This window comes from Flavobacterium sp. FG68 (genome assembly GCF_057808895.1).
In genome coordinates, this window is record NZ_JBMDIY010000004.1 from 145,641 (window position 1) to 172,149 (window position 26,509).

The 26,509-nt window shown below is 31.4% G+C and carries 28 protein-coding genes; 10 read left to right on the forward strand and 18 right to left on the reverse strand.

All coding sequences use genetic code 11. The features are described from left to right. Positions 1-350: 350 nt before the first annotated feature. A complete protein-coding gene (locus ACODSB_RS04105) occupies positions 351-596 on the forward strand; it encodes a hypothetical protein (protein WP_235991996.1) in 246 nt (81 codons plus the stop codon). 142 nt (positions 597-738) lie between these two features. Here the strand turns inward: ACODSB_RS04105 and ACODSB_RS04110 are convergent, their stop codons facing one another. Together ACODSB_RS04110 and ACODSB_RS04115 are read right to left on the reverse strand one after the other, a co-directional pair. Then, positions 739-1,746, reverse strand: coding sequence for a glycosyltransferase family 9 protein (locus ACODSB_RS04110; RefSeq protein ID WP_488936110.1), 1,008 nt, complete (start codon positions 1,744-1,746; stop codon positions 739-741). 43 nt (positions 1,747-1,789) lie between these two features. Continuing rightward, on the reverse strand, positions 1,790-2,395 hold the full coding sequence (locus ACODSB_RS04115) for a DUF4254 domain-containing protein (RefSeq protein WP_053472996.1): 606 nt from the start codon (positions 2,393-2,395) through the stop codon (positions 1,790-1,792). Between the two features lie 110 nt (positions 2,396-2,505). On the opposite strand from ACODSB_RS04115, the gene upp reads away from it, so the two are divergent. Next, the gene (gene upp, locus ACODSB_RS04120) at positions 2,506-3,159 is read left to right on the forward strand and encodes a uracil phosphoribosyltransferase (protein ID WP_180857018.1); all 654 of its coding nucleotides are present in this window, start codon (positions 2,506-2,508) and stop codon (positions 3,157-3,159) included. Here the strand turns inward: upp and ACODSB_RS04125 are convergent. Then, positions 3,154-4,083, reverse strand: a complete 930-nt coding sequence (locus ACODSB_RS04125; RefSeq protein WP_180857017.1) for a DUF6427 family protein — start codon at positions 4,081-4,083, stop codon at positions 3,154-3,156. The genes upp and ACODSB_RS04125 overlap by 6 nt on opposite strands. Before the next feature lie 135 nt (positions 4,084-4,218). On the opposite strand from ACODSB_RS04125, the gene ACODSB_RS04130 reads away from it, so the two are divergent. After that, positions 4,219-4,449: a DUF6341 family protein gene (locus tag ACODSB_RS04130; protein ID WP_053472999.1), complete on the forward strand. Its 231-nt coding sequence runs from the start codon at positions 4,219-4,221 to the stop codon at positions 4,447-4,449. Here the strand turns inward: ACODSB_RS04130 and purD are convergent. Continuing rightward, the gene (purD, locus tag ACODSB_RS04135; RefSeq protein WP_488936111.1) at positions 4,441-5,715 is read right to left on the reverse strand and encodes a phosphoribosylamine--glycine ligase; all 1,275 of its coding nucleotides are present in this window, start codon (positions 5,713-5,715) and stop codon (positions 4,441-4,443) included. The two genes, ACODSB_RS04130 and purD, sit on opposite strands and share 9 nt — an antisense overlap. Before the next feature lie 97 nt (positions 5,716-5,812). Here purD and ACODSB_RS04140 point away from each other — a divergent pair, with 97 nt between their 5' ends. From ACODSB_RS04140 to ACODSB_RS04155, 4 genes are read left to right on the forward strand one after another with little or no spacing between them, the layout of a single operon-like run. Beyond that, complete coding sequence (locus ACODSB_RS04140; protein WP_053473001.1) at positions 5,813-6,094, forward strand: type II toxin-antitoxin system RelE/ParE family toxin; 282 nt, start codon at positions 5,813-5,815, stop codon at positions 6,092-6,094. Between the two features lie 12 nt (positions 6,095-6,106). Next, positions 6,107-6,409 (forward strand): HigA family addiction module antitoxin, encoded by a 303-nt coding sequence (locus ACODSB_RS04145; RefSeq protein WP_053473002.1) that lies wholly within the window; start codon positions 6,107-6,109, stop codon positions 6,407-6,409. Then, positions 6,409-7,719, forward strand: coding sequence for a phenylacetate--CoA ligase family protein (locus ACODSB_RS04150; protein WP_488936112.1), 1,311 nt, complete (start codon positions 6,409-6,411; stop codon positions 7,717-7,719). The genes ACODSB_RS04145 and ACODSB_RS04150 overlap by 1 nt, the downstream gene beginning before the upstream one ends. A 43-nt stretch (positions 7,720-7,762) precedes the next feature. Continuing rightward, on the forward strand, positions 7,763-8,290 hold the full coding sequence (locus ACODSB_RS04155; RefSeq protein WP_488936113.1) for an ORF6N domain-containing protein: 528 nt from the start codon (positions 7,763-7,765) through the stop codon (positions 8,288-8,290). 175 nt (positions 8,291-8,465) lie between these two features. Here the strand turns inward: ACODSB_RS04155 and ACODSB_RS04160 are convergent, their stop codons facing one another. The 3 genes from ACODSB_RS04160 to ACODSB_RS04170 are packed head-to-tail and all read right to left on the reverse strand — an operon-like array spanning position 8,466 to position 11,610. Further along, positions 8,466-9,233: a glycosyltransferase family 2 protein gene (locus tag ACODSB_RS04160; RefSeq protein ID WP_488936114.1), complete on the reverse strand. Its 768-nt coding sequence runs from the start codon at positions 9,231-9,233 to the stop codon at positions 8,466-8,468. Beyond that, positions 9,233-10,597 carry an undecaprenyl-phosphate glucose phosphotransferase gene (locus ACODSB_RS04165; protein ID WP_488936115.1) on the reverse strand — a complete coding sequence of 455 codons (1,365 nt, stop codon included), beginning with the start codon at positions 10,595-10,597 and terminating at the stop codon, positions 9,233-9,235. Before ACODSB_RS04165 ends, ACODSB_RS04160 begins: the two co-directional genes overlap by 1 nt. Positions 10,598-10,626: 29 nt before the next feature. Continuing rightward, positions 10,627-11,610, reverse strand: a complete 984-nt coding sequence (locus ACODSB_RS04170) for a UDP-glucuronic acid decarboxylase family protein (protein WP_056207444.1) — start codon at positions 11,608-11,610, stop codon at positions 10,627-10,629. Positions 11,611-11,780: 170 nt separating this feature from the next. Here ACODSB_RS04170 and ACODSB_RS04175 point away from each other — a divergent pair, with 170 nt between their 5' ends. Beyond that, positions 11,781-12,857 (forward strand): glycosyltransferase, encoded by a 1,077-nt coding sequence (locus tag ACODSB_RS04175; protein ID WP_488936116.1) that lies wholly within the window; start codon positions 11,781-11,783, stop codon positions 12,855-12,857. Here the strand turns inward: ACODSB_RS04175 and ACODSB_RS04180 are convergent. The 9 genes from ACODSB_RS04180 to ACODSB_RS04220 all read right to left on the reverse strand — a co-directional run bounded on the left by ACODSB_RS04180 (position 12,826) and on the right by ACODSB_RS04220 (position 22,033). Then, complete coding sequence (locus ACODSB_RS04180) at positions 12,826-13,992, reverse strand: O-antigen ligase family protein (protein ID WP_488936117.1); 1,167 nt, start codon at positions 13,990-13,992, stop codon at positions 12,826-12,828. The genes ACODSB_RS04175 and ACODSB_RS04180 overlap by 32 nt on opposite strands. A 109-nt stretch (positions 13,993-14,101) precedes the next feature. Continuing rightward, a complete protein-coding gene (locus ACODSB_RS04185; RefSeq protein WP_488936118.1) occupies positions 14,102-15,166 on the reverse strand; it encodes a hypothetical protein in 1,065 nt (354 codons plus the stop codon). A gap of 15 nt (positions 15,167-15,181) precedes the next feature. After that, positions 15,182-16,486 carry an MATE family efflux transporter gene (locus tag ACODSB_RS04190; protein ID WP_488936119.1) on the reverse strand — a complete coding sequence of 435 codons (1,305 nt, stop codon included), beginning with the start codon at positions 16,484-16,486 and terminating at the stop codon, positions 15,182-15,184. A 7-nt stretch (positions 16,487-16,493) separates the two neighbouring features. Beyond that, positions 16,494-17,480: a hypothetical protein gene (locus ACODSB_RS04195; RefSeq protein ID WP_488936120.1), complete on the reverse strand. Its 987-nt coding sequence runs from the start codon at positions 17,478-17,480 to the stop codon at positions 16,494-16,496. 9 nt (positions 17,481-17,489) lie between these two features. After that, on the reverse strand, positions 17,490-19,169 hold the full coding sequence (locus ACODSB_RS04200) for a DUF6909 family protein (RefSeq protein WP_488936121.1): 1,680 nt from the start codon (positions 19,167-19,169) through the stop codon (positions 17,490-17,492). A gap of 120 nt (positions 19,170-19,289) precedes the next feature. Next, a complete protein-coding gene (locus ACODSB_RS04205) occupies positions 19,290-19,679 on the reverse strand; it encodes a hypothetical protein (protein ID WP_488936122.1) in 390 nt (129 codons plus the stop codon). Positions 19,680-19,775: 96 nt separating this feature from the next. Continuing rightward, positions 19,776-20,018, reverse strand: a complete 243-nt coding sequence (locus tag ACODSB_RS04210; RefSeq protein ID WP_488936123.1) for a hypothetical protein — start codon at positions 20,016-20,018, stop codon at positions 19,776-19,778. Between the two features lie 18 nt (positions 20,019-20,036). Further along, complete coding sequence (locus ACODSB_RS04215; protein WP_488936124.1) at positions 20,037-21,521, reverse strand: GH3 auxin-responsive promoter family protein; 1,485 nt, start codon at positions 21,519-21,521, stop codon at positions 20,037-20,039. Between the two features lie 11 nt (positions 21,522-21,532). Continuing rightward, complete coding sequence (locus tag ACODSB_RS04220) at positions 21,533-22,033, reverse strand: peptidase (protein WP_488936125.1); 501 nt, start codon at positions 22,031-22,033, stop codon at positions 21,533-21,535. A gap of 211 nt (positions 22,034-22,244) precedes the next feature. On the opposite strand from ACODSB_RS04220, the gene ACODSB_RS04225 reads away from it, so the two are divergent. Further along, a complete protein-coding gene (locus tag ACODSB_RS04225) occupies positions 22,245-22,424 on the forward strand; it encodes a Sec-independent protein translocase subunit TatA/TatB (protein ID WP_042564899.1) in 180 nt (59 codons plus the stop codon). Positions 22,425-22,522: 98 nt separating this feature from the next. On the opposite strand, the gene ACODSB_RS04230 is transcribed toward ACODSB_RS04225, so the two are convergent. Further along, positions 22,523-24,646 (reverse strand): Tex family protein, encoded by a 2,124-nt coding sequence (locus tag ACODSB_RS04230; RefSeq protein WP_488936126.1) that lies wholly within the window; start codon positions 24,644-24,646, stop codon positions 22,523-22,525. A 115-nt stretch (positions 24,647-24,761) separates the two neighbouring features. Between ACODSB_RS04230 and ACODSB_RS04235 the strand changes: the two genes are divergently transcribed. Next, on the forward strand, positions 24,762-25,031 hold the full coding sequence (locus ACODSB_RS04235) for a DUF1294 domain-containing protein (RefSeq protein WP_488936127.1): 270 nt from the start codon (positions 24,762-24,764) through the stop codon (positions 25,029-25,031). A gap of 157 nt (positions 25,032-25,188) precedes the next feature. Here the strand turns inward: ACODSB_RS04235 and rpiB are convergent, their stop codons facing one another. Beyond that, the gene (gene rpiB, locus ACODSB_RS04240) at positions 25,189-25,617 is read right to left on the reverse strand and encodes a ribose 5-phosphate isomerase B (protein WP_073484123.1); all 429 of its coding nucleotides are present in this window, start codon (positions 25,615-25,617) and stop codon (positions 25,189-25,191) included. Positions 25,618-26,509 lie beyond the last annotated feature (892 nt).

Here is a 26,509-nt window from a genome sequence, read left to right on the forward strand (position 1 = left end):
ACAATTGGGATTTGGAATTTTTTTTGTGAGTTATTTCGTTTATCCCGTTTAAAATTTAGAAAGTATACTTTTCAAATTTAAGAAATACACAAAAAAGCATTCAAATAATTGGGTTATTTTTAAAAAACATACCGGAAATTTAGTATATTAGTAGTGCACTTAAGACTTGTCAAAACGTTTTTAAAACATTCAATATTATGGCAATGCATCACTACCTCCGTCTAACTTTTATATTACTTTTTGTAATAACTTCTCTTTTTTGTATCTACTTCGTAATCAAAAAAAGAAGAAACAGAAAAGCTCCTAAACTACTTTCAAAAGAAAAGTATGATTGCTCAAAGAATGAGGGAATGACCGAAATATCAATCTCTAATGATAGCTTTTTTAATATTTGGCCTTATGTAAGTGAATTGAAAGCGGCTAAAATTCTATCGAAAAAAATTAAAGAATCTGAATTGGTACATAAAGTTTACAGAAATTCAACCAATGATTTTGAACACATTTTATTGGCTACAGAAAAAGAAAATCATTTTGTAAAAGTTGTAGTTGATAAAAACAAAAAGAAAGCGATAGGATATCTTCTTTTGGATTTATAAGAAATTCCAATAAAAAAAATTCCAAATTCCATTTAACGTTGGAATTTGGAATTTTTTTATTGCTTTTTTGTCACCCTGAGCGAAGTCGAAGGGCTTATATATTTAAGAGGGCTTCGACTTCGCTCAGCCTGACAATAATATGTTATAATTGATTTTTAATTTTAGAAACAACGTCATCTGGAGAAATTGTTCTCATTGCATCTTCGTAACCTTCTACAAATTTATTTCCGTAAACAGAAGTTGGTAATTTTGGATATTGATTTCTGTCTGAAGTTAAAGCATTTTCTAAATTTTGGTTGAAAGGCAAAAATCCTGCATAAGGATGTGTTGCGCCCCAAAGTGTAATTACTTTTACCCCAAGCATTGCAGCAATATGAGCATTTCCAGAATCCATAGAAAGCATTACATCAAGATTGCTTATTAATTTTAGTTCCTGCTGAAACTTAATTTTTCCGGCAACGTTTATTACATTTTTAAAAGGTTCTGAAAGTGAATTTAAAATTTCAATTTCTTTATTTCCTCCTCCAAAAAGTAAAATAGTATAATCTTTATTTTCTGCCAGTTTTGTTATTACTTCCTTCATTAAATCTAAAGGATAAACTTTAGAATCGTATTGGGCAAAAGGAGCAATTCCAATTAGTTTTTCATAATTTTCTTCAACTAGATCTGTAATTTCTCCACCAAAAATTGCCTTTTTAGGAAAGTCAGGATTGGATAAATCTACAGGAAAACCAAGTTGTTCAAACACTTTTGCATGTCTTTCGAACATCGTTGGCAATTGCTTGAAAATTTTGTTTTCTGCTCTTGTCAATTCTTTTTTTCCTTCTCGGCCTTTATCTACAGTTGCTCTTTTTTTTCCGCTTAAAGCGAAAAGCAAACTCACCACTTTAGATCGTAAAACATTATGAAGATCTGCAAAAGCATCTATTTTGAGTTTTTTTACGTCTTTATATAAACGTAAAAGTCCCGGAAAACCTTTGTGTCTTTCTTTTTCATCAAAAGCAAAAAACTCAAGATTCGGGATTCCGTCAAAAAAAGGTTTAAAAAAAGGGCGGGAAATAACGGTTAGTTTCACCGTTGGATATTGCTTTACAAAAGCGCGTAAAACAGGAACCGTCATGGCGACATCTCCCATTGCGGAAAGTCTCATGACGGCTATATGTTTAATTTGGCTGTTAGACAACTCTGCCAAATTATTTTTTGTTTTGGTATAAAACCGGGTTCAAATCATCGTCGTTGTACATTTTCATTTGTTTGTACACTTTCATGAATTTTTCTCCACTTTCGATATCAGTCAATAATTCTTCAATTGCTGTAGATAAATCTGTTCTTTGCTCTAAAAGAATATTTAATTTTTCCTGACATTTATCTCTGTGTTCCTGAGTTGCTTCTGCACGAGTCGCTTCTTCATTCATGTGATAAATTTTTAAAGCCAAAATAGACAATCTGTCAAATGCCCAAGCCGGACTTTCAGAGTTGATTTTTGCTCCGTCTTTTGCTTTTACATGGCTGTATTTTTGCAAAAAGTAACTGTCGATATATTCAACCATATCAGTGCGTTCCTGGTTTGAAGCGTCGATACGTCTTTTTAAAGTCAAAGCCGCTACAGGATCAATTTGCGGATCACGAATAATATCTTCAAAATGCCATTGAACAGTATCAATCCAGTTTTTTAAATATAATAAATGTTCGAATTTATCTTTTGGAAACGGATTGTTTATAGGCTGGTCAACATTATCAAATTGATGATAATCTTTAATGCTTTGTTCGAAAACAGAATATGCTAATTTTGAAAACATGTCTTTATTTTTTAGAGATACAAAGATACTTTTTATACTTTTATGCTGCGAAAAAAAGAAATTATTTTTTGTTTTTATATAATTGTTCGTTAATAAATTAAAAAATCATCATGAAAATTCATTATATATCTGAAAACAATAGTGTTCTAAATCATTTTCTGGGACAAATTAGAAATGTAAATGTGCAGAACGACAGTATGCGTTTTAGAAGAAATATTGAACGCATTGGCGAAATTATGGCTTATGAATTAAGCAAAACTTTACCGTATAAAAGTGTTGAAATTCAAACTCCGCTGGGCATTAAAAAAACTACTGAAATTGAAACTGATTTGGTTTTATGTCCGATTTTGAGAGCTGGATTACCGCTTCATAATGGCTTTTTAAATTATTTTGACCATGCCGAAAACAGCTTTGTTTCTGCCTGCAGATTTCATCCAAATGGTGGTGACGATTTTGAAATTTTAGTTGAATATCAGGCTATTTCAAATTTAAACAATAAAACAGTTTTACTTCTTGACCCTATGCTGGCAACGGGACAATCTATTGTCGCAGTTCACAAAAAACTAATTGAAAATGCTGCGCCAACAGAATTTCATATTGTGGTGGTTATTGCTGCGCCAGAAGGAATTGCACATCTTGAAAAAAACCTTCCCGAAAATTGTCATTTATGGGTTGCTTCTTTAGACGAAAAACTAAATGAGAAAAATTACATTGTTCCCGGTCTTGGTGACGCCGGCGATCTTGCGTACGGAAGTAAATTATAACTGAGAGAAAAAAGTAAATAAACTGCACAAAATCAAAACATAAAATACAATTTCGTTGTTGAGTTTTTGCTGCATATATTCTACGTGACTTGCTGCCATCATTGATAATGGTGCAATGCTGAACAATAATAAATCGTTTGTTTTATCTGGCGAAATAAGGAAAACAAGAACGGCAATAAAAAAACAGGCTACCACTTTTTTATACGATGTATGTACAATTTGCGGTCTGTTTGACAAGGTTGTTAACATTGAAAACACAAAAAACACGACAACCGCTGCATATATCGAAAGCGCTCCATTTTCGTAATTATTTTTAAAATAATCTATTCTAAAATCGACTACTGCACGTTCCTGAACAAACTTAACAGCATCAATATGGAACATTAATGAAACCATATAAAAGACGATTGACACAGCCAAAAGTGCAATAAATGGCAAAACCCAGTTTCTGTAATCTCTCGAAACGTGAAAAATTATCGATATAAAAACTAAAATCACAAAAAGGATACTCCAAAATTGAAATAAACAAGCTACAAAAATCCAAAAAGAAGCATCGAATATTTTTTCCTTTGATGCTTTTAAAGACTGAAGGGAAATTAATCTTCGAAGTGCCAATAATATAAAGAAATTGGCATAAACAACATTTGGATGATTGAATATTGTTGGGAAAAACAAGATGAATAATAAGTAGAAAAATATCGCGTAACCGTTGTCTTTACTGAGCCCGTTTTTCTTGACAATAAAATTGACCATGAAAAATGAAGCAAAAATAAAGCACAGTAAACTTACTTTTTGAAATATCGTAAAATAAGAATTTATCCAAGACGTTTCTCGAATTTGAAACATAAAGAAGAAAACCAGTATCAAAATTACAACCAACGAATAATTTAATGGTGTAGATTTTTTAAAAACACTTGTTATCATAAGGATATTTTATACTTTTGTGACTGTAAATATAATACTTGTTTAAAAAGGAAAACCAACAAGTTGAAAAAAGATTCTCAGTTTGAATTTTGCTTCAAGGCGTTAAAACAATAATAACATATAATTTTATAAATTATGAAAGCTTTTTTTGAAGGAATACAATACTTATTCGTTAACATTTTATTTGCTCCGCTTGACTTTTTACGTCATTTAGAATTAAAAACATGGTTTGGTGCAAACACTATCAACTGGATTTTTATGATTATCTGTTCTGCAGCAATCGTATATTGGATTAAACAATTACGTATTTTTGATGCTGCAGGAACTGAAAACCAAGATACAACGGCTCACTCTTTCTTAAAGTAAGTCGAAGCCGATATCCTTTCTAAAATACATCTTATCAAAATTTAGTTTATCTATATTTTGGTAAGATTTTTTTATGGCCTGTTGAAAATCATCTCCATATGATGTCACAGTCAAAACACGTCCTCCATTACTAACGACATTTTCGCCATCTAATTTTGTACCGGCGTGAAAAACTATCGAATCAGTAATATTTTCTAAACCTGTAATAACTTTTCCTTTTTCGAAATCTTCAGGATATCCGCCAGAAACTACCATAATTGTAGTCGCACTTCTTGGATCAACTTTTAATTCGAATTCATCTAATTTTTGATTTGCAACCGAAAGGAACAATTCAACTAAATCAGATTCTAATCTAGGAACTACAACTTCAGTTTCAGGATCTCCCATTCTTACGTTGTATTCAATAACAATTGGTTCATTTTTTACATTGATCAAACCAATAAATACAAATCCTTTATATTCGATTCCGTCTTTTTGGAAACCTTCGATTGTTGGTTTTACGATACGAGTTTCGATTTTTTCCATTAAAACAGCATCAACATAAGGAACTGGAGAAACTGCTCCCATTCCGCCTGTATTTAATCCTGTATCGCCTTCGCCAATTCTTTTGTAATCTTTTGCTGTTGGAAGAATTTTATAGCTTTTTCCGTCAGTTAAAACGAAACAGCTTAATTCGATTCCGTCCAAAAATTCTTCAATAACAACTTTTGAACTTGCCACTCCAAATTTCTCGTGAACTAACATGTTTCTAAGTTCAGTTTTAGCCTCTTCAAGATCCTGAATAATCAAAACTCCTTTTCCTGCAGCTAAACCATCTGCTTTTAAAACGAATGGAGGCTGTAATGTTTCTAAAAATTTACATCCTTCTTCAACCGTTTCGGCAGTAAAACTATCATAAGCCGCAGTCGGGATATTGTGTTTCATCAAGAATTCTTTTGCAAATTCTTTACTTCCTTCTAATTGAGCCCCTAATTTTGATGGACCAATTACCGGGATATTTTTTAAACTTTCGTCGTTTTTAAAATAATCATAAATACCTTTTACCAACGGATCTTCTGGCCCTACGACTACTAAGCTTATATTTTCTTTAAGCACTAATGCTTTTATTGCTTCAAAATCAGTTGGAGCAATTGCTACATTTTCAGCAATTGCAGCTGTTCCTGCATTTCCTGGTGCAACAAAAAGTTTTTCGCAAAGCGGACTCTGAATCATTTTCCACGCAAAAGCATGCTCTCTTCCGCCTGATCCCAATAATAAAATTGTCATGGTATAGTTGTATTTATGTTGTGGTGCAAAAATAGTTGCTTTTAACCGTATATAATAATTTTTTTTACTTACTTTTGACGTTAGTAATGCGAAAGGTATGATAATCTCATTTGGATCGAAAGAAACTGAAAAAATTTGGAATGGTGTTGTTGTCAAAAAACCTTCAATTGAAATACAGCAAATTGGTAGAAGAAAACTTAGAATGCTTCATAACTCTCAAAATTTAACCGATTTAAGAATTCCACCTTCTAACCGTCTTGAAAAATTAAGCGGTAATTTAAAGGATTTTTACAGCATCCGAATTAACAATCAATGGCGCATAATTTTTGTTTGGGAAAATGGAAATGCTTCAAATGTTGAAATTATCGATTATCATTAAAAAAGAATTAAAATGGAAAAATTAAAAAATATACATCCAGGAGAGATTTTATCGGAAGAATTTTTAATTCCTCTAAATATTACACCTTATCGTTTATCTAAAGATTTGAAAATTCCGCAAACGAGGATTTCTGAAATCATTAAAGGTAATAGAAGAATTACTGCTGATACTGCTCTGCGATTAAGTCATTATTTTGGAAATTCTGCTAAATTTTGGCTGGGACTTCAGGACGATTTTGATATTGAAGAAGAAGAATCAAATAAACGTCAGGAATTGAAATCAATTAAACGTTACGATTTAAAAGAAGCTGTTTAATGGTTCACCTTTTTGATCTTTCCCTTCAATTAAATGGTTTTCCTATAAAGAAAGCCAAAGCCGAATTGGATAAAATTGTTCATTTTTCTGAAGAAGAATATGCTTCATTTCTCCAAAGTCAAAAGAAAGAAATTGTTGATTTTCATTTGAAGAATAACTCGTTTTATAAAGAATTAGTTGGAAATACAACTGTCGAAAATTGGGAAGATTTACCGATTTTAAACAAACAAAATCTACAAAAACCACTCGAAGAAAGACTTTCAAACGGTTATTCAAAAAGCAATATTTACCTCAACAAAACCTCCGGATCAAGCGGAACACCTTTTGTTTTTGCTAAAGATAAATATTCGCACGCTTTAACATGGGCTTCAAACATTATGCGTTTTGGCTGGTTTGGGATTGATTTTAATCATTCTTATCAAGCCCGTTTTTATGGCATTCCGATGGATTTTATTGGATACCAAAAAGAACGTTTCAAAGATTTCCTGACACATCGTTTTCGTTTTCCGGTTTTTGATTTATCTGATGATATTTTAGAAAAATTTCTGCAGAAATTCAAATCGAAAAAATTCGATTATGTCAATGGTTATACCAGTTCTATTGTTTTATTCGCCAAATTTTTAGAACAGAGAAATATCTTTCTAAATGAAATCTGTCCAACATTAAAAGCTTGTTTTGTGACTTCGGAAATGCTTTTTGAAACGGATAAAAAACTACTGGAAAAACAATTCGGCATTCCGATTATTAGTGAATACGGCGCTTCTGAACTTGATTTAATTGCTTTTGAAAATCCTCAAGGCGAATGGCAGGTAAATGCTGAAACTCTTTTTGTAGAAATTTTAGATGAAAACAATAATGTTGTTCCACATGGAACGGAAGGCAAAATTGTAATTACATCTTTATTCAACAAAGCAAATCCTTTTATCAGATATGAAATTGGTGACATCGGAATTCTCGATGAAAAAAGTACCCCTCAAAAACCAATTTTAAAAAAATTAATTGGCAGAACAAATGATGTTGCCATTTTACCAAGCGGGAAAAAATCTCCTGGTTTGACATTTTATTATGTAACCAAAAGCATTATTGAGGATGACGGAAATGTAAAAGAATTTATCATCAAACAAATGCAATTAGATACTTTTGAAATTGAATATGTTGCTGAAAAAGAATTGGTTTCAGAACAAATTCAAAAAATAAAAGAAGCCATCGATTTATATTTAGAACCAAATTTGAACTTCACTTTTACTAGAAAATCTGTTTTAGAAAGAACCAATCGTGGGAAATTAAAACAGTTTAAATCTTATTTGTAAACATAAGTAAAATCTTACATTTGTTTTTTCTAATTAAAAACTTATGGACGATCAATCTTTACTTTCTGAAGAAACTATTTCAAATAAAATATATTTTATTCGTGGTCAAAAAGTGATGCTCGATCGTGATTTGGCATTACTTTATGGAGTTGAGACACGAATTTTAAACCAAGCAGTTAAAAGGAACATATCTAGATTTCCAGAAGATTTTATGTTTGAACTTAATAAATCAGAATTTGAAAATTGGAAATCACAAATTGTGATTTCCAATTCTGAAAAAATGGGTTTACGTAAAATTCCAACAGCTTTCACTGAACATGGCGTTTTAATGTTGTCAAGCATCTTAAAAAGCGACAAAGCAATTCAAACCAATATTCAAATCATGCGTATTTTCACGAAAGTGAGACAAATGCTTTTGGATACAACAGAAATTAAAGTTGATATTCTACAGATTCAAAAGAAGTTAGAGAATCATGATAAAAATATTGAATTGGTTTTTTCCTATTTAGATGAACTAACTGAGAAAAAAGAAAATGAAGTTGGTAGAATCAAGATTGGGTATAAAAAATAATTCTTTAAAGTCACAAATTGTGACCTTAAAAACTTGAAGTCGCAAATTGCGACTTCAAGTTTTGCGATGATTGACTCTCAAAATATCTTAATTTGAAAATTGGAGGTCACAAATTGTGACCTCCAATCTAATCGCGATTCTCTAAGGTCGCAAATTGCGACCTTAGAGAGAATATTTAAACTTTCTTTATATATCTCGGTTTTATAACCAGCTGAGTAAATAGAAATCGTATCATCAATAAAACAGAAGACACGAAATTAAAACCATGAAAATCTCGATAAACACCAAAGTTGTGTTTTATCAATTTGAATTTTGAAGATGAAATGGAATCTTTTCTAATTCTATAAAAAGCTAAAGATTCTGGAACGGCTTCTACCGCTTTTAATTGTTTTAAAATCGTAAGCCATATTCTCCAATCCTGCCTTTTTTCTGAAGATTCTAATTTGATTTTTCCAAAATATTCAGTGTCGTAAATAGCCGTAAGATTACCAACGTAATTACAAAAAAACAATTCTTTATACGTTAACGGATTTGGCGATTCTACTCTTCTTTTTAAATTATTTCCCTCTTCATCAATAGAATCATAATAACTAAAAGTAAAAGGCTGATTATTTGTTTTTAAAAACTGAATCTGTTTTTCTAATTTAGTTGAAGACCACAAATCATCTGCATCAAGATAGGCAATGTATTTTCCCGTAGCTTTTTCCAAAGCTTCATTTCTTGCGAAACCATTTCCTGAATTTTTAGATAATTTGAATAATTTAATTCTGGAATCCTTTTGAACAAATTCTTCAATAATAGAAACCGTTTCATCTGTCGATGCATCATCAACCAAAATCATTTCCCAGTTTTGGTACGTCTGATTTTGAACTGATTCTATAGTGGCTCTAATGAACTTTTCAGTATTATAGGTTGGTGTTAAAATAGATACTAAATCGTTCATTAATATGCTTTTTTATCGCCTTTGAAAATGTTTATTATCGTTTGCGAAATTATTTTCAAATCCAGAATTAATGACCAGTTTTCGATATAAAAAACATCAAATTTTATTCTGTTTACCATATCTCTTTCTGCTGTAATTTCTCCTCGAAAACCGCTTACTTGTGCTAATCCGGTAATTCCGGGTTTTACACAATGACGAATCATGTATTTTTTGACCCTATTGCCATATTCTTTATTCTGAGACCATAAATGTGGTCTAGGACCAACTACGGACATATCTCCTAACAAAACATTTATAAATTGCGGAAGCTCATCTATACTCGTTTTTCTCATAAATCGTCCCATTTTTGTCACACGCGGGTCGTCTTTTGAAGCTTCTTTTTCTGTTGTTTTGTTAATGTACATTGAACGGAATTTATAACATACAAATTCATTTTCTTCCATTCCAGGCCTTCCCTGTCTAAAAAATACCGGTCCTTTTGATTCTAATTTTATTAAAATTGCCAGTAACGGAATTAACCATGACAACAAAAAAATAATCACTAATATTGAGAATGAAATATCAAAAAAGCGTTTTATAAATTTTATTGTCGGTTCGTTAAGCATTGTTTGTTTTAACGAAAGCACGGGAAAAAAATCGTAATAATCTATCTTTAAGTTTTTCGAAAAAATCTCTTTTGTATCAGGAATAAACTTTATGGTTTTATTATTTTCATCTGCAAAATCAATGAGGTCTTTCAAACTTTTATTCGAAACTTCATTTAAGGAACAATAAATTTCATCGACCTCGTTCTCAATTACAAATGGTTTTAAATCAGCTAGCTTACCTGTAATTTTTTGGTTTACTTTTTTATCTGAAAAATATCCCAGAAACCGATATCCATAATCTCTTCTTGTTTCAAAAAGATCTTTTAATCGAATGGCTTCTGGTGTAAACCCAATGATAACAGCATTTCTATAATTGCTTCCTGTTATGATTCTATATTCTTTTAAATAGAAAAATAGAGCAAATTTAAAAACCGTTACCAAGACCAAAATCAAGGATATAAATACTACAATCTTATATTCGCTAAAAATCGCTTGTTTCGAAAATGGAAAAAATGCAATACTTGTTAAGAGAAATAAAGTTCCTTGTTTTATTATTTTTGATGCAATAGCTATTGGCGTCGTAAAACGGTATACTTCGTAAAATTTAATTGAAAACGCAACAATTCCCCACGCTGCATTTTGATATAAAATAAGTATCCAGATATTTGAAACCAGATCATTAAAAACAAAAAAACTTACTATCGAGATCACAAATAGGTCGATTAAAATACTTATTGGCCGAATATATTTTGAATATCTTCCTGTGTGAAATGTCATATATAGTTAGAAAACAATTCTAATTGATGTTATTTAATATAGCTTGAAAAATCTTTATGTTCTTCTTTAGAAAGTTCTTCTTTAGAAAGTGATCTAAAATAATCGTATGTAATTTTCATCCCTTCAGAACGGCTTACTTTTGCTTCCCAGCCCAATAATTCTTTTGCTTTTGTAGTATCTGGCTGACGCTGCAATGGATCATTTATAGGCAATGGATGGTATACTACTTTTTGATTTGTTCCGGTAAGTTTTATGATTTCTTCTGCAAAATCTTTTATTGTAATTTCATCCGGGTTTCCAATATTTACAGGATATACATAATCAGAATGTAATAATCTAAAAATACCTTCTACCTGATCGTCTACATAACAAAACGAACGAGTCTGCATACCGTCTCCAAAGATTGTTAAATCTTCTCCACGAAGTGCCTGCCCAATAAATGCCGGAATTACACGCCCGTCGTTTAAACGCATTCTTGGGCCGTATGTATTAAAAATACGCACGATTCTGGTTTCTACGCCATGAAACGTATGATAAGCCATCGTTATCGATTCCTGAAAACGTTTCGCTTCGTCATAAACGCCTCTTGGCCCAATTGTATTCACGTTTCCGTAGTATTCTTCGGTTTGTGGATGCACTAAAGGATCTCCGTACACTTCAGAAGTTGAAGCAATAAGAATTCTAGCTTTTTTAACTCTTGCCAATCCTAGCAAATTGTGAGTTCCCAAAGAACCTACTTTTAAAGTCTGAATTGGAATTTTTAAGTAATCGATAGGACTTGCAGGTGAGGCAAAATGTAAAATATAATCTAAGTCTCCAGGTATATGGACAAATTTTGTAATATCGTGATGGTAAAATTCAAAATGCTCTAATTTGAATAGATGCTCAATGTTTTTAAGATCTCCAGTAATCAAATTATCCATTCCGATAACAAAATAACCTTCCTTGATAAATCGATCGCACAAATGTGATCCTAAAAAACCCGCTGCTCCGGTAATAAGTATTCTTTTCATAATGATTTTGTTGAACCTTTTGTTTTGGTAATCTTTGTAAATTTGCACAAATGTAATAAAATATCTCGCCTTTTAAATTGACTAAAATCTTAATCAATAGGAGAATTCTATTTTTTAATTCGTTATTAAATTGGTTTATTCTATTTTTACGAAACTAAATTTTGAATGTTTTGAAAGTTGTACACGTTGTGGAAGCACTAGAAGGTGGTGTTTATACTTATTTTAAGGATTTGTCAGCTTTCTTTGGTGATGAAAAAAATTGCAAAACCATAGAAACTACCATTATTTATAGCAGTAACAGAAATGGTGTTAGTGTAGAAAAAGTTAACTCTGAATTTTCAAAAGGTGTTAACTTAATAAATATCAATATGGTAAGAGAGATTTCTTTCCTGCAGGATTACCGCGACATTGTTAAACTTACCAGAGAACTTAAAAAAATCAATCCTGACATAATTCATCTTCACTCCTCAAAAGCGGGTGTTTTAGGACGAATTGCTGCTTTTTTCTTATTCAAAAAAGTAAAGATTTTTTATACGCCACACGGATATGCTTTTTTAAGAACGGATATTTCAAAAACTACAAAAAAATTCTATTCTGTTATAGAAAAGGGTTTTCAATGGTTTTTTGGAGGAACAATTATTGCATGCGGCGACACCGAGTTTGAAATCGCAAAAAATATTGGACCTGCAAAACTCATTCGAAATGGAGTTGATATTATAGATATTCGTCAGCATTTTTTTCCTCACCAAAATGCAAAATTGACAATTGGAATTTTGGGCAGAATCACCGCAGCAAGAAATCCACAATTGTTTAATGATATTGCTTTACGTTTTCCTGATTTTAATTTTATCTGGATTGGCGACGGAGAACTAAATCATTTGATTACAGCACCAAACATTAAAATTACTGGTTGGCTTTTAGACAAAAAAGTCGTTTTTGAAAAATTAAATTCTATCGATGTTTATCTTCAAACTTCTCTTTGGGAAGGTTTACCTATTGCTGTTTTAGAAGCTATGGTATTAGAAAAACCTGTAATTGCAACGAACATTATTGGAAATAAAGACATTGTTGTTCCTGATCAAACAGGGTTTCTTTTTGACAAAATCGATGAATTAGAAAACTATCTCGAGATTTTAAAAGATCCAAAAATGAGAACTCAATTTGGAGAAAATGCACTAAAAAGATGCTATGAGATTTTCGATAAAGATGAAAATTTTAAACAGCTTCTGGCTCTTTATCAAGCGTAATTTTTTGCTGCAGCCAATAACTCGAAAAAACAGAAAACCAAAGTCCGCTAAAGGCAATTCCATCAAATCGAAGCAAGAAATCATCTATTAAGTTTGAGGTCAAAAAGATGATGAAAAACGTAATTATTACTGAATTTTTTAAATCGTAACCTAAATATCCAATAGTAAAAATATAAAGCATTACAACCAGAGGGCCGAGGATTCCAAACTTCAATAAAAAATCTAAAAACTGGTTGTGTGTTGGAAATTCAAATTTTGCTAAAAAATGCTGGTTTGTTTCTTTGTAATATTTATTTAATTCTGGCTTTCCATCTGAAGCACCAACTCCAAAAGGAAGGTTTTTAACCGATAATTCCCATGCTGATTTCCAGATTGACAGCCTTGTTGCCAGAGTATTAAAAGCATAAATTTCCGGATGATCTATTTCATCTAGTTTCCCTACTTTATCCATATAAGCAAAAGTAACCGTAGAATATTTCTGTTTCATGTATGGATTCTTCTGCACGAAAAAAAACAAGATACCGCCTAATACAATTAAAAGTCCTATTGACGTTAATGCGATTCTGCGTAAACTAATCTTTGACTTTATTTCAACAATAAAAACGATAGCGTAACCAATTAAAACATTCACTAACGCCATTCTTGTATTGACCAAAAGAACAAAAGAAAACGATAGCAAAAAGACCACAAATCGAAGAATTTTAAGGGCTCTTTTTTCATCATTATGAAAACTGTAAAAAACAAAATAAAATGCACAAACGGAAACAAATGCCAAGTGCATATTTAGGGCTGGTGCATGAATACCAATACTGTCTGCAAATTTATAACCTATTTCAAACAGGTCAATTCTGTTTAAATATTTGGTTAACAAATCGGGATATAGAATATAAAACCTTATTGCAAATCCCAGCATTATCATTGTTGTTGCAATACTATAAGTTTCTATTAATTTTAAAAATTTTACCCGTAGATAATTTCCAATAATAAAAATTGGAAATAACACTAATGAAGTGCTTTTTTCAATGGCTTTTAATCCTTTAGAAAAAGAATCATTGTTCCAAAAAAGTAATAATTCTAACAGAACCGGTGAAGCAATACAAAGAATTAAAATCCATGATGTTTTTGTGAATTTCAATTTTCGGATAAAAATCAAATTAAAAACACCAAACAAAATAATAAGTAATGAGCATGGTTTTCTGAAAATCATTGCAATAGCAATCAGACACAAAAAAACATGGAATAATTTATTGAAGTTCTTTTCTGAAAGATTCATAGTATAATGCAAAATAAATTAATGGAAAAACACCCATTTTATGGCGAACTGCGGTACCTAAATCGGGTTCGAAAACGCCTTGTACAATAAAAAAAGCAAAAATGATAAGCAGTACTAAAAGTTCTTTAGAATATGTTTTTCTATCTGCCAGACATTTGGCAAAACGGACTAATAAAATGTAAAATAAAAGCAGCTGCCAAATTATAAAAATAACAATTTGTGGAGACAGTATGTGTTTTAACCCGTTTAAAGGAACATTGACTGTGAAAAATCCATAAAAGATACCTATTGTTTCTCCATACCATGTATCTGTTTTTACGGGAGAAATAATTATAGAATTGGCATCTGAAGAACCAACCCTGTCGCTGTTTACCAATTCACGGCTAATTTCAGAAAGGTATTTTCCTTTTATAATACCATGACTAAAAGATAGAAAAACTGCAATCAATAAACCATAAAATATAGTGGTTATGGTTTTACTTTTGAAACTGATCAAACTTACTAAATACATTCCGGCGCCAATAACGGGAATCAAAAGATAATAAGGACGAAAAAATACCCCAAAAATTAATAATAAAAGTGTGGAGTATATAATTGTTTTTTTTAGAGAAATCTGCTGATTCAGACACATAAAAACAATTGGTGAGATATATAAAAAGGTTATAAACTCTTTTGATGGCATTGACATAAAAATGGCAATCATTAAAATCCCCATATATACCAGCATGTTCTTAATGGTTAGTTTTTCAAATTGATCCGGAATTCCAATTTTATATAGAATATACATTAAAAGAGGAAATTGAATTAAGGCAATAACAGGAAATGGCAAATAACGTAGTCCTGAAATTTTGTACAATAAAATAGCAACCGGGTAACTGCCTATATAACCTATTTCATTGATTTTATCGTAGGCAATAATAGCTGCATCATAAAAAAACTTGGGTGGCAAAATAAAAAAAGAGATTGCTGCAACAAACAAATTTGCCGCCGCAATCAGCAAAAATGCTGCTTTACTTTTTTCAATTTTAGTTTTCATGTTAAACTCGTTTTTTTAATGCAAAAAAATCAATATTTTATCTTTTCGATAGATAATTATGGCCGCAATACTATTCCAAAAAAGCATACTCGAAACGAATGCAATTGCTGCTCCAATCATGCCATATTCCGGAATCAAAAATCGGTTTAAAATAAAATTAATTACGACAGCAACAATCAGTATAATTTGAAAAATATGCTGTCTTCCGGTCATATTTAAATAAACAGGAGCCGAACCAAATGCTGAACAAATTCCCTGGCCGATTATTAAAATTAAAAAAGCTTCCTGTGTTGCAATATATTGATGCCCGAAAAAGGACAAAACATACTCTGAAAAAACACTTATTAATAAAATTACAGGAAAGGTAATCCCAAATATTAAACGAGAACTGTTCCTAAGAATCTTTCTTAATTCTGTGATGTTATGACTTGAAAACAGCTCTGCAATTTTGGCTGAAACGGTAATGTTTACTGTTAATATAATTACTGAAACAATAGTCATAACTTTTACTCCAACAGAATAAAATGCAACTGCTTCGTCGTTTCGATATTTTTTTAAAAACATAATATCAAAACACATTAATAAAAACATAGCCATTCCGCTAATTGCAATTGGGTATGATTTTTTAAAAATTTCTTTTTTAGAAAAAATTTCAGGTGTGCTTGTTTCTACTGTGTTATTAAAATAAATGAAAACAAAAATTGAGCTTAAAATCGCTAAAACAACAAATCCTAATAAAAAAACATCTACTAAATAAGTTTCTTTATGGTAATAAAATAAGACTATTGAACCAATTATCAATGGAATATATTTTAAGATATTCCTAAATAACTCCGCAATATATAATTTATCTAAGGCTCTAAAAACCTCGGTGTTAAAAAGCGATAATCCATAGAAAAATAATATTGACGCCCCTTTTAAAAGTATCGTATAAACCTCATTATCTGAAAAATAATTATTTATTCTTTTTTCATCAATACATAAAATGATAATTAAAGCCAATACCGAAGCCGTAAAAAGCATCATTATCATTTTTATATATACTTTTTTGAGCTGTTCAACTTCATTTTTACTTACCAAAAAGCCTTTGAAATATAAAATTGACTGGTCAAAACCAAGCATACATATACATCCGGCAGCTAATAAAAAGGATCGTACAAAATCGTATTGACCAACTAGTTTTGGGGTATAGTTTTTGGTTAAAAAAACGGTGAAACCAAACAATAAAAAAACTCCAAATATCCGCAAAAACAAAGTACTTAAACTTTGCTTTAGAAATGGATTTTTTGAAATTCTTTCAAAGATTTTATTCGTTTTCAAATGAATGTTATTTAACCTGCGATTTCAAAAGTTGTTTACGATAAAACTTTTGAAACAAATGAATTAAAACAAAAGCTAAGATCAAGAAAAGCGGAAACATTATTTTAAAATTTCCATTTGTAATTTTAGTATTATTGATATTTAAAGTCGCATTAATTTCTTTAATCGTCTTGTCATAATTCACCAGCCTTAATCTGTTTTTTCCCTGATCTGTAATTAAATACTGTTTTGTTTTAATCATGTCATTTAATTGGGTATTTTCATTGTAATAAACCAGTTTATCATTTTTAGGTCCGTTTTTTACAGTATTTGAAAAGCCATTTAAAACTTGGTCAATTTGCGATATAATAGTATCATTTTGAACTATTTGCTGTTCAAGGTTTTTATATCCTATTTTTTGCAGCGCATCAAAATATTTTGAATTGTTTAAATATTTCAACAATGGCTCAACAATATCTTTTTCGTTTGTTACTGCGTTCGATACAAACGAAATAGTATGAAAAGTATAGTTTTTGCTCGTTACATTATCTTCTAAAACTTTACTGACTTCGCCAACCTCAGCCATTAATTTTATAAGTTCAAAATTCTGCTCTTTGTCTTCGATAAATTTATAGACATCGGCGATTGGTTTTATTTCAATTTTTTTGATTGTTTTTGGATGCTGAATTCCAACAACATTTTTTAAGAAAACTGTATCGCCCGAAATAATTTTCGATTCTATTAAATCTATTTTAGTATACAGATAATCAACGCTTCCAAAATTTGGTGTTACAATAACCTGATTTTGAAACGATTTTTTACTTGCATCTAAATACCAGCCCAATCCAAATCCGAGAATTACTAAAATGGCAACGATAATCCAGTTTCTAATAAAAAACTGGATCGATCGAAAAATTAAGGCATTTATTCGATCAAAAAAGCTGCCGATACTTTTAGAAAGCTGAAAAATATCAATCTCTTGATCAGTATTATTTTGTGGTACTTTTGTACTCATTTTTGGTTTTTATTTGATGTTGAAAATCTGCTCTAAAATCTTAATTGTGATCAAATAAGTTGGTTTTACCCCCGTTGTTCCCAATCCGCCCGAAGCTAATGTACTTCCTGTTTCTAATGGATTATCTGAAGCATAATACGCATAACGAACTTTTATATCGTGCGGCACACTTTTTCTAATTTTTGATGCTGACTGAATTGCTTTTTGATAATAAGAGCCTTCCATTTCAAGGCCAATTACGCCCCAAGTCGATTCGTGGAAAAATTTCAATAAATCTCTGTTTTGTAATGAAGTTCCTAAAACGGTAACCATTGCACCTTCGTAAACGTCAATGTCGTTTCCTTCGAACATCGCGCCTGTCAATTCATTTTCGAAGAAATAGTTATCCGCCGTTCCTTCATTTATATGTGCCGAAGGAATCATGATATCACCTTTTCCTCCTTCCAGAATTCCGGCTTTACCCATAATAGAAACTGATTTTACGTTTAGCAAAGTTTCTTTTTTAAATGGTTTTAAAAGCTCATCGATTGTTTCATAGGCCTGTTCTCCAAAAGCATAATCCATTACAATAATTACCGGTTTCTCTTCGTCGATATTGGCGTATGAAAATGACGTTTTTGACCAGTCAATTTTGGCAGTATCAAAAATTTGAATGTCGATATTTGTTCCTGAAGTATCTGGTAAAGAAATCATCCCGTTTTTCAACGCTAGTTCTTCAACCTGGGTTCTTATTTCTTTTGAACCCGAACTGCTTAATTCTTCATAAATAAAGAAATCTGTTTTGCCTTTGTATTTTGATGTTAACAACGGCGTTGCAAAAATCGAGTTCATCACGCTGTGCATATTGGCACTTATTACGTGGATTGGACGTTTTAAAAGATCATTTGCTTTTAAAACTTCTTTGATATTTGTTGCCCAGATTTCTCCGTGAATATGGTGCCCAAGACGTTCACGTAAAACCGGACTAAAAGTTATCGTTCGTTTATTGTTTTCTACAATTTCTTCGATCGCTAATTTTCCTAACCAATAGATAACATGCAGGAAACGATCTGGTGCATTTTCTGAACCAAATGCATCGTATATATCTAAAACTTCCTCAAAAGTTCTGGCTAAAATATTGGCAACGTGCGAAATCGCTTTTTCTTTTTCAATCTGCGAAAGCTTTTTTGTCTGCGTAACGGCTTGTTCTAATTTTAGCCAGTCGCGTGAAACTTCTCCGCCGTCGTCAATTAAAACCCTGTTTTTAATTTTATGAGATTCGATGAAAATAAAAGTTAAATGCGTCAGGATATCATAAATATCTGAACGTCCGCGCGTGATTTCAACATTCATTTGTTCTTCGTCAATTCTGTAGCAATTTCTTCTTCTTTTTGGAGGAACAATTGGCTGAAAATGTGATTTAGAATATCCTTCGTCTGAAGTTAAGTTGATGAATCGGCATTGTTCAATTCCTATCGGAAGACGCTCTATAACGTATAAAAGCCCGTTTAATTCTACTTTTTCTTCGGCAATATTTCCGTAGATTTCCGGACGTAATGCTAATAATGATTCGCGTAAGCTGTCACCAGAAACTCCCATTGGTTTGTAAAAACCACGGTTGAATAAATGGCGCATTGTAATGTACATTTTTTCTATCGCTGCAGATGATTCCTGAGCTCTTGATCTTGATATATGTTTGGTTTCTTTCATTTTATTTTATTTTAAAAATCTTCGAAATAGTGAAGATCATTCTAACTTTTGACAAGCGAAAGTAGGAAATATTAATATTATTTTTAGTTGAAAACTAGAAATGTGATTTAATTATAACGTTTATTTCAAATTAGGATTCACAATTTTAATGACTTCGCATTCTGCTATAATATATTGTCCTTCCATGAAAAAGGCTTTTAATCCAATTTTAATTCGTCCTTTATGAAGTTCTGTAAGTGCATCATTTAATATCCACATATTTGCCTTTCCTGAAGTTGGAACCCGTAATGATTTATCTGAAATGATATTGTCTTCATTATCTAAAAATTCTGGCCAGATCATCCATTGTTGTTTGGCGTTTTCATCACCAGAATACATAAAATCAGAACGATATCCCTGCATTGGATTTCCAGTTGGTCTTCCGCCTTCTTCTGGAGAAAAAAAACGATATTGGACTATAAAATCACAATCTCTATTTCGAGTTTGTTCATATGGTGTGTGAATATCCATATCTCATTTATACTTTTCAAAATCAACTTCTATTTTTTGAAAGTTTTTATTTTCTGATAATAATAAACCTATTCTATTTATACATTTCTGATATTCTTAAATTATAAAAGCAAAATCCCAAATGTCTTTGGAAATTGAAAATAAACCAGAGTCTGAGCTGACATCCATTAAAATTTCATCATTCATCCATAAGTCATTAATTTTATCAACTTTTGGATTTATTTCAGCAATTGCATCTAATAAATCAGTAAGAAAATATTCGTCTTCTACTCCAGCAAATATTTCAATTAACAAATCCTGAGATTTATATCCAGGTCTTAAATGATATTTATATTTCATGGATAAACGCTGTTTTTTCTACTTCAAATTATCCGCAATCTTTCTGTCATTTGACAATCTCGGAATTTTATTTTGTCCGCCTAATTTGCCCTGTGATTTCATGTATTCCTGAAATCCGTTTTTTGAAACTTTACTGATAACGACTTTTCTTAAAACATTTCCAGTAATTAAATCGTCGTAATAAATATTTTGTTTTCGCATCGAATCATCGATTGCTTCCGCAAAAGTTTCTATGTTTTCCGGCTCTTTTTCAAATTCAATTAACCATTCGTGATACGGCAATCCGTTTGCCGGCGTGATTTGCGGCGCAACTGTAAATTCGTTTATTACTATGTTGGTTCCTGCAGTTGCTTCTTTCATGGCGTTTTCGACTTCGTTTGCAATTACGTGTTCGCCAAAAGCAGAAATATAATGTTTGATACGTCCTGAAACTATGACACGATACGGAGCCAAAGAGGTGAACTGAATCGTATCGCCAATATTATAACCCCAAAGTCCGGCATTTGTAGAAACTATTAAAGCATAATTTACGCCCAGTTCTACTTCGCCAATTGTATAACGTTTTGGGTTTTCAGTAAAGAATTCATCGGCTTTAATGAATTCGTAGAAAATTCCGGAATTCAACAATAAAAGCATTCCTTTTTCTTTTTGAGAATCCTGATACGCAAAAAACCCTTCAGAAGCAGGAAACAACTCAATGCTGTCTACTTTTTTACCTATCATTTGCTCAAACTTGGCGCGGTAAGGTTCATAATTAACACCTCCGTAAATGAACAAATTAAAGTTCTTAAAGATTTCGCTTATTTTTTTTCCGCCGCTTCTTTCCTGTAAACGCTCAAAGTACATTTGTACCCAAGACGGAATTCCAGAAATCACAGACATATTTTCATTAATCGTTTCGCCTACAATTGTATTTACTTTTGTTTCCCAGTCATCAATACAATTGGTTTCCCAAGATGGCATTCGGTTTTTTTGCAAATATTTCGGAACAAAATGTGCTACAATACCAGAAAGTCTTCCAAATTTAATTCCGTGTTTTTCAGTTAAAATGGGACTTCCTTGTAAAAAAATCATTTTGCCATCAACAAAATCTGCATTTCCGGTTTCGTTTATATAATGAAGAATTGCATTACGTGCGGCATTGACATGCGTAGGCATTGATTCTTTTGTAAGCGGAATATATTTTGCACCAGAAGTTGTTCCTGATGTTTTGGCAAAATAAATGGGTTTTCCTTTCCACAAAATATTTTCTTCACCAACCTTAACCTTTTCGATATAATTTTTTAAATCTTCATAATCGCGGATTGGCACGTTCTTTTGAAAATCTTTAAATGTCTTTATCGTTTCAAAATGGTGATCTTTTCCAAATTCGGTTTCTTTCGCATTTTGAATCAGGCTTTTAAAAACTTCTAATTGTGTTTCAACTGGTTTATTGGCCCAGGAAAGAGTTTGATTATATATTTTGCGGGCAAATATTTTTGCTGCTATCGATTTAATTGACATTTTTTGTGGTATTATTTTTTGTCACTTTTGTTTTTCTTGCCCTTTTGCTGGCTTGTCTCCTGCTCTGTTTTTGCCACTTCTTCCCTTAACTTAATTTCTTCTTCAGAGGCTTTCATATTTAAATCCGAAGGTTCATCAGCTTCACCTATAATAGAGTCTTTATTAAATTTTGCGTATTCAAGCTGACCACTCAAAACTTTTTGAACTCCTTTTATATAAGCTTCATTTTTTTTGAGAGCCGTTTCTAATGAATCCGATTTTATCGCCAATTCTGTCGCATTTCTTTTTAATTGAGAAGAAGAATAACCCGGAATAAATTCTCGTAAAGGAGTAAATGCAATAATGAAAGTAGTAACCAAAATAAGAAATATTCCGCCTAAAGTAAACATTACAAACACATTCATTAGTGTAAGTCTGAAGGAAAAAATTTCTTCAAAAGTATCTTCATTCAAAATTACCAATCGGTTTTTGATGAATAATTTTTTCCTGAAATTTCTTTTTTTCTTAGCCATTTTGGTTATTTATACGAGCAAATATAGTAATTAATCGCATTGTAGATGCGTGCTAAAAATGAGCATTGGCAGTAATATAATGATTTTATAAAATATTTAACGCACATAAAAACAATTTTTTTAATCCAAAAACCATTCTTGTTCGTATATTCTATATACCTTTGCGGTGAAAATAAAAAATCAATTTGCTTCGGCATTAAATATAATAGTCATGGGAAGATTAGGTCTTACAGAAATCCTTGTTATCGTAGGTATTGTGATATTACTTTTTGGAGGTAAAAAAATTCCAGAATTAATGAAAGGTTTAGGAAGTGGAATTAAGGAATTCAAAAACGCTGCTAAAGACGATCAACCTGCTCCTGCGAAAAAACAAGAGGAAGAAACGAAATAATAACGTAAAAGTTATTAAAAATCCCAGATTACAAATTGTAGTCTGGGATTTTTTTGTTTTATGTCCAATTGTTATTTAGAATTTCTTTTTTGGAATTTTTAAAGTACCATCGTCAACTGAATTCTCTTTCTATCTTCATCAACCTCAGTAACTTTAACATCAACATGCTGATGTAATTTTACCACTTCATTTACGTCGCTTACAAAACCGGCTTTCAATTGCGAAATGTGAACCAATCCGCTTTCCTTGATTCCGATATCAACAAAACAGCCAAAGTTGGTGATGTTATTAACAATTCCCGGAAGAATCATTCCGGTTCTCAAATCTTTAATTGATTTTACATTCGCATCAAATTCAAAAACCTTAGCCGACTTTCTTGGATCTAATCCAGGCTTTTCAAGCTCTTTTATGATATCTTTTAACGTAAGTAAACCGATTTCAGGTGTTACATATTTTTCGGGCTTAATAAGCGCCGTTTTCTCTTTATTCGCAATTAAGTCATTTAACGAAAGGTTTAAATCTTTCGCCATCTTTTCTACAACCGGATAAGCCTCCGGATGCACCGCCGAATTATCCAGCGGATTTTTAGCATTTGTAATTCTAATAAACGCTGCTCCTTGCTGATAAGCTTTATCACCCAAACGGGGCACTTTTTTAAGCTGTTTTCTATCTTCAAAAGGTCCGTTTTCAGAACGGTATTGCACAATATTTTCAGCAAGCTTCTCTCCTATTCCACTCACATAACTAAGTAAATGTTTACTCGCTGTGTTAATATTAATTCCAACCGAGTTTACGCAGCGAATTACTGTACTGTCTAATTCTTCTTTTAATTTAGTTTGATCAACATCATGTTGATATTGTCCAACTCCAATTGCTTTTGGGTCGATTTTTACCAATTCGGCCAACGGATCTGAAAGTCGTCGCCCAATAGAAACCGAACCACGAACCGTTACATCATAATTAGGAAATTCTTCTCTCGCAATTTTTGATGCTGAATAAACCGAAGCTCCAGCTTCTGAAACAATAAAAACCTGCACTGGTTTGTCAAACGCGATTTTTTTTATGAAAAATTCCGTTTCTCTTGAAGCAGTTCCGTTACCGATAGAAATCGCGTCAATTTGATACGCATTTACCATCGAACGGATTTTTTTTATCGCCATCGATTCCTCGTTTTGAGGTGCGTGCGGATAAATCGTTTCGTTGTATAATAAATCGCCTTTTTCGTCCAGACACACTACTTTACATCCGCTTCTAAATCCTGGATCGATTGCCAAAATTCTTTTTTCTCCCAAAGGCGGAGCTAATAATAACTGTCCTAAATTATTAGCAAAAACCTGAATTGAATTAGCATCGGCTTTTGCTTTTGCTTCCTGCAAAGTTTCATTTCCAATTGCCGGATTCAATAAACGTTTGTAACTATCCTCAATTGCTAATTGCAAATGAGCTGTTGTATTATTTTGTTTTTTAATGATGATTTCATCAATTACATCGTAAGCATCATCGATATCAACATCAATTTTCATTTTGATGTAGCCTTCATTTTCTGCACGAAGCATTGCTAGTAAACGATGCGCTGGCGCTTTTGTTAAAGATTCTTCCCAATCAAAATATTGACTGAATTTTTGTGCGCCTTCTTCTTCCGCTTTCTTTTTTACGACTTTAGTTCCAATAGTTGCTTTTCTCTGGAACAATCTTCGTAGCTGTTTACGAACGTAAATATTTTCGTTAATCCATTCCGCTACAATATCTCTTGCGCCCTGAATGGCCGCTTCTTCGTTAATAACATTTTCATTGATGTATTGTGTAGAAAGGAAATCAATATCAACATCACTTTCAGATATAATCAATTTTGCCAAAGGTTCTAAACCAAATTCGCGGGCAACATCGGCTTTTGTTTTTTTCTTCTTTTTGTACGGAAGATAAAAATCTTCTATTTCCTGTAAATCAAAACTATCTTCAATTTTTTTCTTCAAGTCTGGCGTAAGCGCTTTTTGTTCTTCAATAGATTTTAGAACTGCTTCTTTACGTTTTACAAGTGTATCATAATCTTTTTGCAATTTTGCAATCTGCTCAATTACAACTTCGTCAAGATTCCCGGTAATGTCTTTTCGGTAACGCGAAATAAACGGAATTGTACAATCTTCCTCTAGTAATTTTACAGTGTTTTGAATACTAACTGCAGGTGCCTGAACAGACTTGGCAATGAATTGAATATTAGTCATACTTTAATGAAATAAATTCTTAATTATAAATTGATGTAATTTACTTGTTAAAATTAATTCGGAAATTAATCAATGATTCGGCTAAAATAATATCTTTGTTTTTAATATTATGCCAATGGAAATTTTTTTACTCTATTTTTTATTTATAAATATCATCGTTTTTATTCTTGCCGGTTATGATAAATATCTGGCCCGAAAAAATAAACGAAGAATCCCCGAAAATACTTTGTTTTTTCTTGAAGCGATTGGAGGAACACCCGGTTTATTAACAGCAATGTTTTTCTTTAGACATAAAACGAGTAAAACCTCATTTATTGTAAAATTCTCATTGATTTTTTTGATTCAGGCTGTTTTAGTTTACTTCTACTTCATTAACAAAATATAGATATTAACAATGTCAATAACCTTCAAATTAGCTATTTAAATTTAACCCAATTAACTGTATTTTAATATATTAAACAAAAAACCGGATGAATTTCAAAAATCCGCCCGGTGTGTTTTTATTTATTTGGTGCGAAGCACCCGATTTTTTGCGACTGTTATTAACAAGCAATCTTATTAACTCGATTTTGGTGTCTTCCGCCTTCAAATGCAGTCGTTAAAAAAGTCTCAACGATTTCAACCGCTTGTGGAATAGAAGTAAAACGCGCCGGAATACTCACAATATTAGCATCGTTGTGTAAACGTGTTAAATAAGCAATTTCTTTCGTCCAGCATAATCCGGCTCTCACTTTCGGGTGTTTATTAACCGTCATTGCAATTCCGTTTCCGCTTCCGCAGATAACGATTCCAAAATCAGCTTTTCCTTCAGATACATCATTTGCAACCGGATGTCCAAAATCAGGGTAATCAACAGAAGCATCAGTATCTGTTCCATAATTCGTTACTTCATATCCTTTTGCTTCAAGCATTGCCACAATTGCTTTTTTATATTCTGGTCCTGCGTGGTCGTTTCCTATCGAAATTTTCATTTTTCTATACTATTAAGTTGTGTAGTACAAATTTACTCAATTAATAAATGTTTGCCACGAATTTCCCTAATTTTCACTAATTTTTTGCTTACTAACATTTTACTGTGTTTTAAAAAATCAAAATTGAATTTGTTTACAAAAATTTAATACTTTAAAACTAAACTTTGTGTTCTTTGCAGCAACAATTTAGTCAAAGATTATCCAAATTTCAATTTATCAACTTTTAGTAAAAACTTTGTATGCTTTACGTTAAATCCACTAAATACTGGATTATTTATAACTTACATCATATCAAAACCTTAACACTTATCAACATTTTTGATAACTCCATAAGTACCTCATAATCAATTAAGAATAAACAGAAAATTTGTTAAAATTTTAGAATGTTAATACCAATTCGTAATTCGTTGATATTCAATTAACTTTAAGTTAACATTATTTGTTAATAAGTTGAGATAGAAAATTAGAAGTTTTTTTTGGTTGTGTCAAAAAAAAACCTAATCCAAAACTGGAATTAAAAATCCTAATAAAGTTTCAGGAATTTTTGGAAAAGTTATCAATATCAAAAATGCCATTTTCAACAAATATCAACATATGAACTTATCTACAAAATGAATCCATTTTTGGTTGTCAACCGTTGTTAATTAAAATACAAAAAGTCTTATAAATTAATCTTTTAGCTCAATATAACTATGTTGATAACTCCCAATAACTAAGAGAAACTTCATTTCAATACTTTTAAAAATAAATTTATTCGACATATTAACAAGCTATAATAACCATCAAAAATTAATTAAATTTAAAATTTCTTTTTTGTTGTATTTAATATATGTTGAAAACTAAAAAAGTTGAAAAGGAAAAAAAATTTTTTTGAGTTGGAAAAAAGAAGGAA

Bases quoted from the DNA above. Each gene is read 5' to 3' on its own strand.
- ACODSB_RS04105 (WP_235991996.1), top strand. From the start codon at position 351: ATGACCGAAATATCAATCTCTAATGATAGCTTTTTTAATATTTGGCCT.
- ACODSB_RS04110 (WP_488936110.1), bottom strand. From the start codon at position 1,746: ATGAGACTTTCCGCAATGGGAGATGTCGCCATGACGGTTCCTGTTTTA.
- ACODSB_RS04115 (WP_053472996.1), bottom strand. From the start codon at position 2,395: ATGTTTTCAAAATTAGCATATTCTGTTTTCGAACAAAGCATTAAAGAT.
- upp (WP_180857018.1), top strand. From the start codon at position 2,506: ATGAAAATTCATTATATATCTGAAAACAATAGTGTTCTAAATCATTTT.
- ACODSB_RS04125 (WP_180857017.1), bottom strand. From the start codon at position 4,083: ATGATAACAAGTGTTTTTAAAAAATCTACACCATTAAATTATTCGTTG.
- ACODSB_RS04130 (WP_053472999.1), top strand. From the start codon at position 4,219: ATGAAAGCTTTTTTTGAAGGAATACAATACTTATTCGTTAACATTTTA.
- purD (WP_488936111.1), bottom strand. From the start codon at position 5,715: ATGACAATTTTATTATTGGGATCAGGCGGAAGAGAGCATGCTTTTGCG.
- ACODSB_RS04140 (WP_053473001.1), top strand. From the start codon at position 5,813: ATGATAATCTCATTTGGATCGAAAGAAACTGAAAAAATTTGGAATGGT.
- ACODSB_RS04145 (WP_053473002.1), top strand. From the start codon at position 6,107: ATGGAAAAATTAAAAAATATACATCCAGGAGAGATTTTATCGGAAGAA.
- ACODSB_RS04150 (WP_488936112.1), top strand. From the start codon at position 6,409: ATGGTTCACCTTTTTGATCTTTCCCTTCAATTAAATGGTTTTCCTATA.
- ACODSB_RS04155 (WP_488936113.1), top strand. From the start codon at position 7,763: ATGGACGATCAATCTTTACTTTCTGAAGAAACTATTTCAAATAAAATA.
- ACODSB_RS04160 (WP_488936114.1), bottom strand. From the start codon at position 9,233: ATGAACGATTTAGTATCTATTTTAACACCAACCTATAATACTGAAAAG.
- ACODSB_RS04165 (WP_488936115.1), bottom strand. From the start codon at position 10,597: ATGACATTTCACACAGGAAGATATTCAAAATATATTCGGCCAATAAGT.
- ACODSB_RS04170 (WP_056207444.1), bottom strand. From the start codon at position 11,610: ATGAAAAGAATACTTATTACCGGAGCAGCGGGTTTTTTAGGATCACAT.
- ACODSB_RS04185 (WP_488936118.1), bottom strand. From the start codon at position 15,166: ATGAAAACTAAAATTGAAAAAAGTAAAGCAGCATTTTTGCTGATTGCG.
- ACODSB_RS04195 (WP_488936120.1), bottom strand. From the start codon at position 17,480: ATGAGTACAAAAGTACCACAAAATAATACTGATCAAGAGATTGATATT.
- ACODSB_RS04200 (WP_488936121.1), bottom strand. From the start codon at position 19,169: ATGAAAGAAACCAAACATATATCAAGATCAAGAGCTCAGGAATCATCT.
- ACODSB_RS04205 (WP_488936122.1), bottom strand. From the start codon at position 19,679: ATGGATATTCACACACCATATGAACAAACTCGAAATAGAGATTGTGAT.
- ACODSB_RS04210 (WP_488936123.1), bottom strand. From the start codon at position 20,018: ATGAAATATAAATATCATTTAAGACCTGGATATAAATCTCAGGATTTG.
- ACODSB_RS04215 (WP_488936124.1), bottom strand. From the start codon at position 21,521: ATGTCAATTAAATCGATAGCAGCAAAAATATTTGCCCGCAAAATATAT.
- ACODSB_RS04220 (WP_488936125.1), bottom strand. From the start codon at position 22,033: ATGGCTAAGAAAAAAAGAAATTTCAGGAAAAAATTATTCATCAAAAAC.
- ACODSB_RS04225 (WP_042564899.1), top strand. From the start codon at position 22,245: ATGGGAAGATTAGGTCTTACAGAAATCCTTGTTATCGTAGGTATTGTG.
- ACODSB_RS04230 (WP_488936126.1), bottom strand. From the start codon at position 24,646: ATGACTAATATTCAATTCATTGCCAAGTCTGTTCAGGCACCTGCAGTT.
- ACODSB_RS04235 (WP_488936127.1), top strand. From the start codon at position 24,762: ATGGAAATTTTTTTACTCTATTTTTTATTTATAAATATCATCGTTTTT.
- rpiB (WP_073484123.1), bottom strand. From the start codon at position 25,617: ATGAAAATTTCGATAGGAAACGACCACGCAGGACCAGAATATAAAAAA.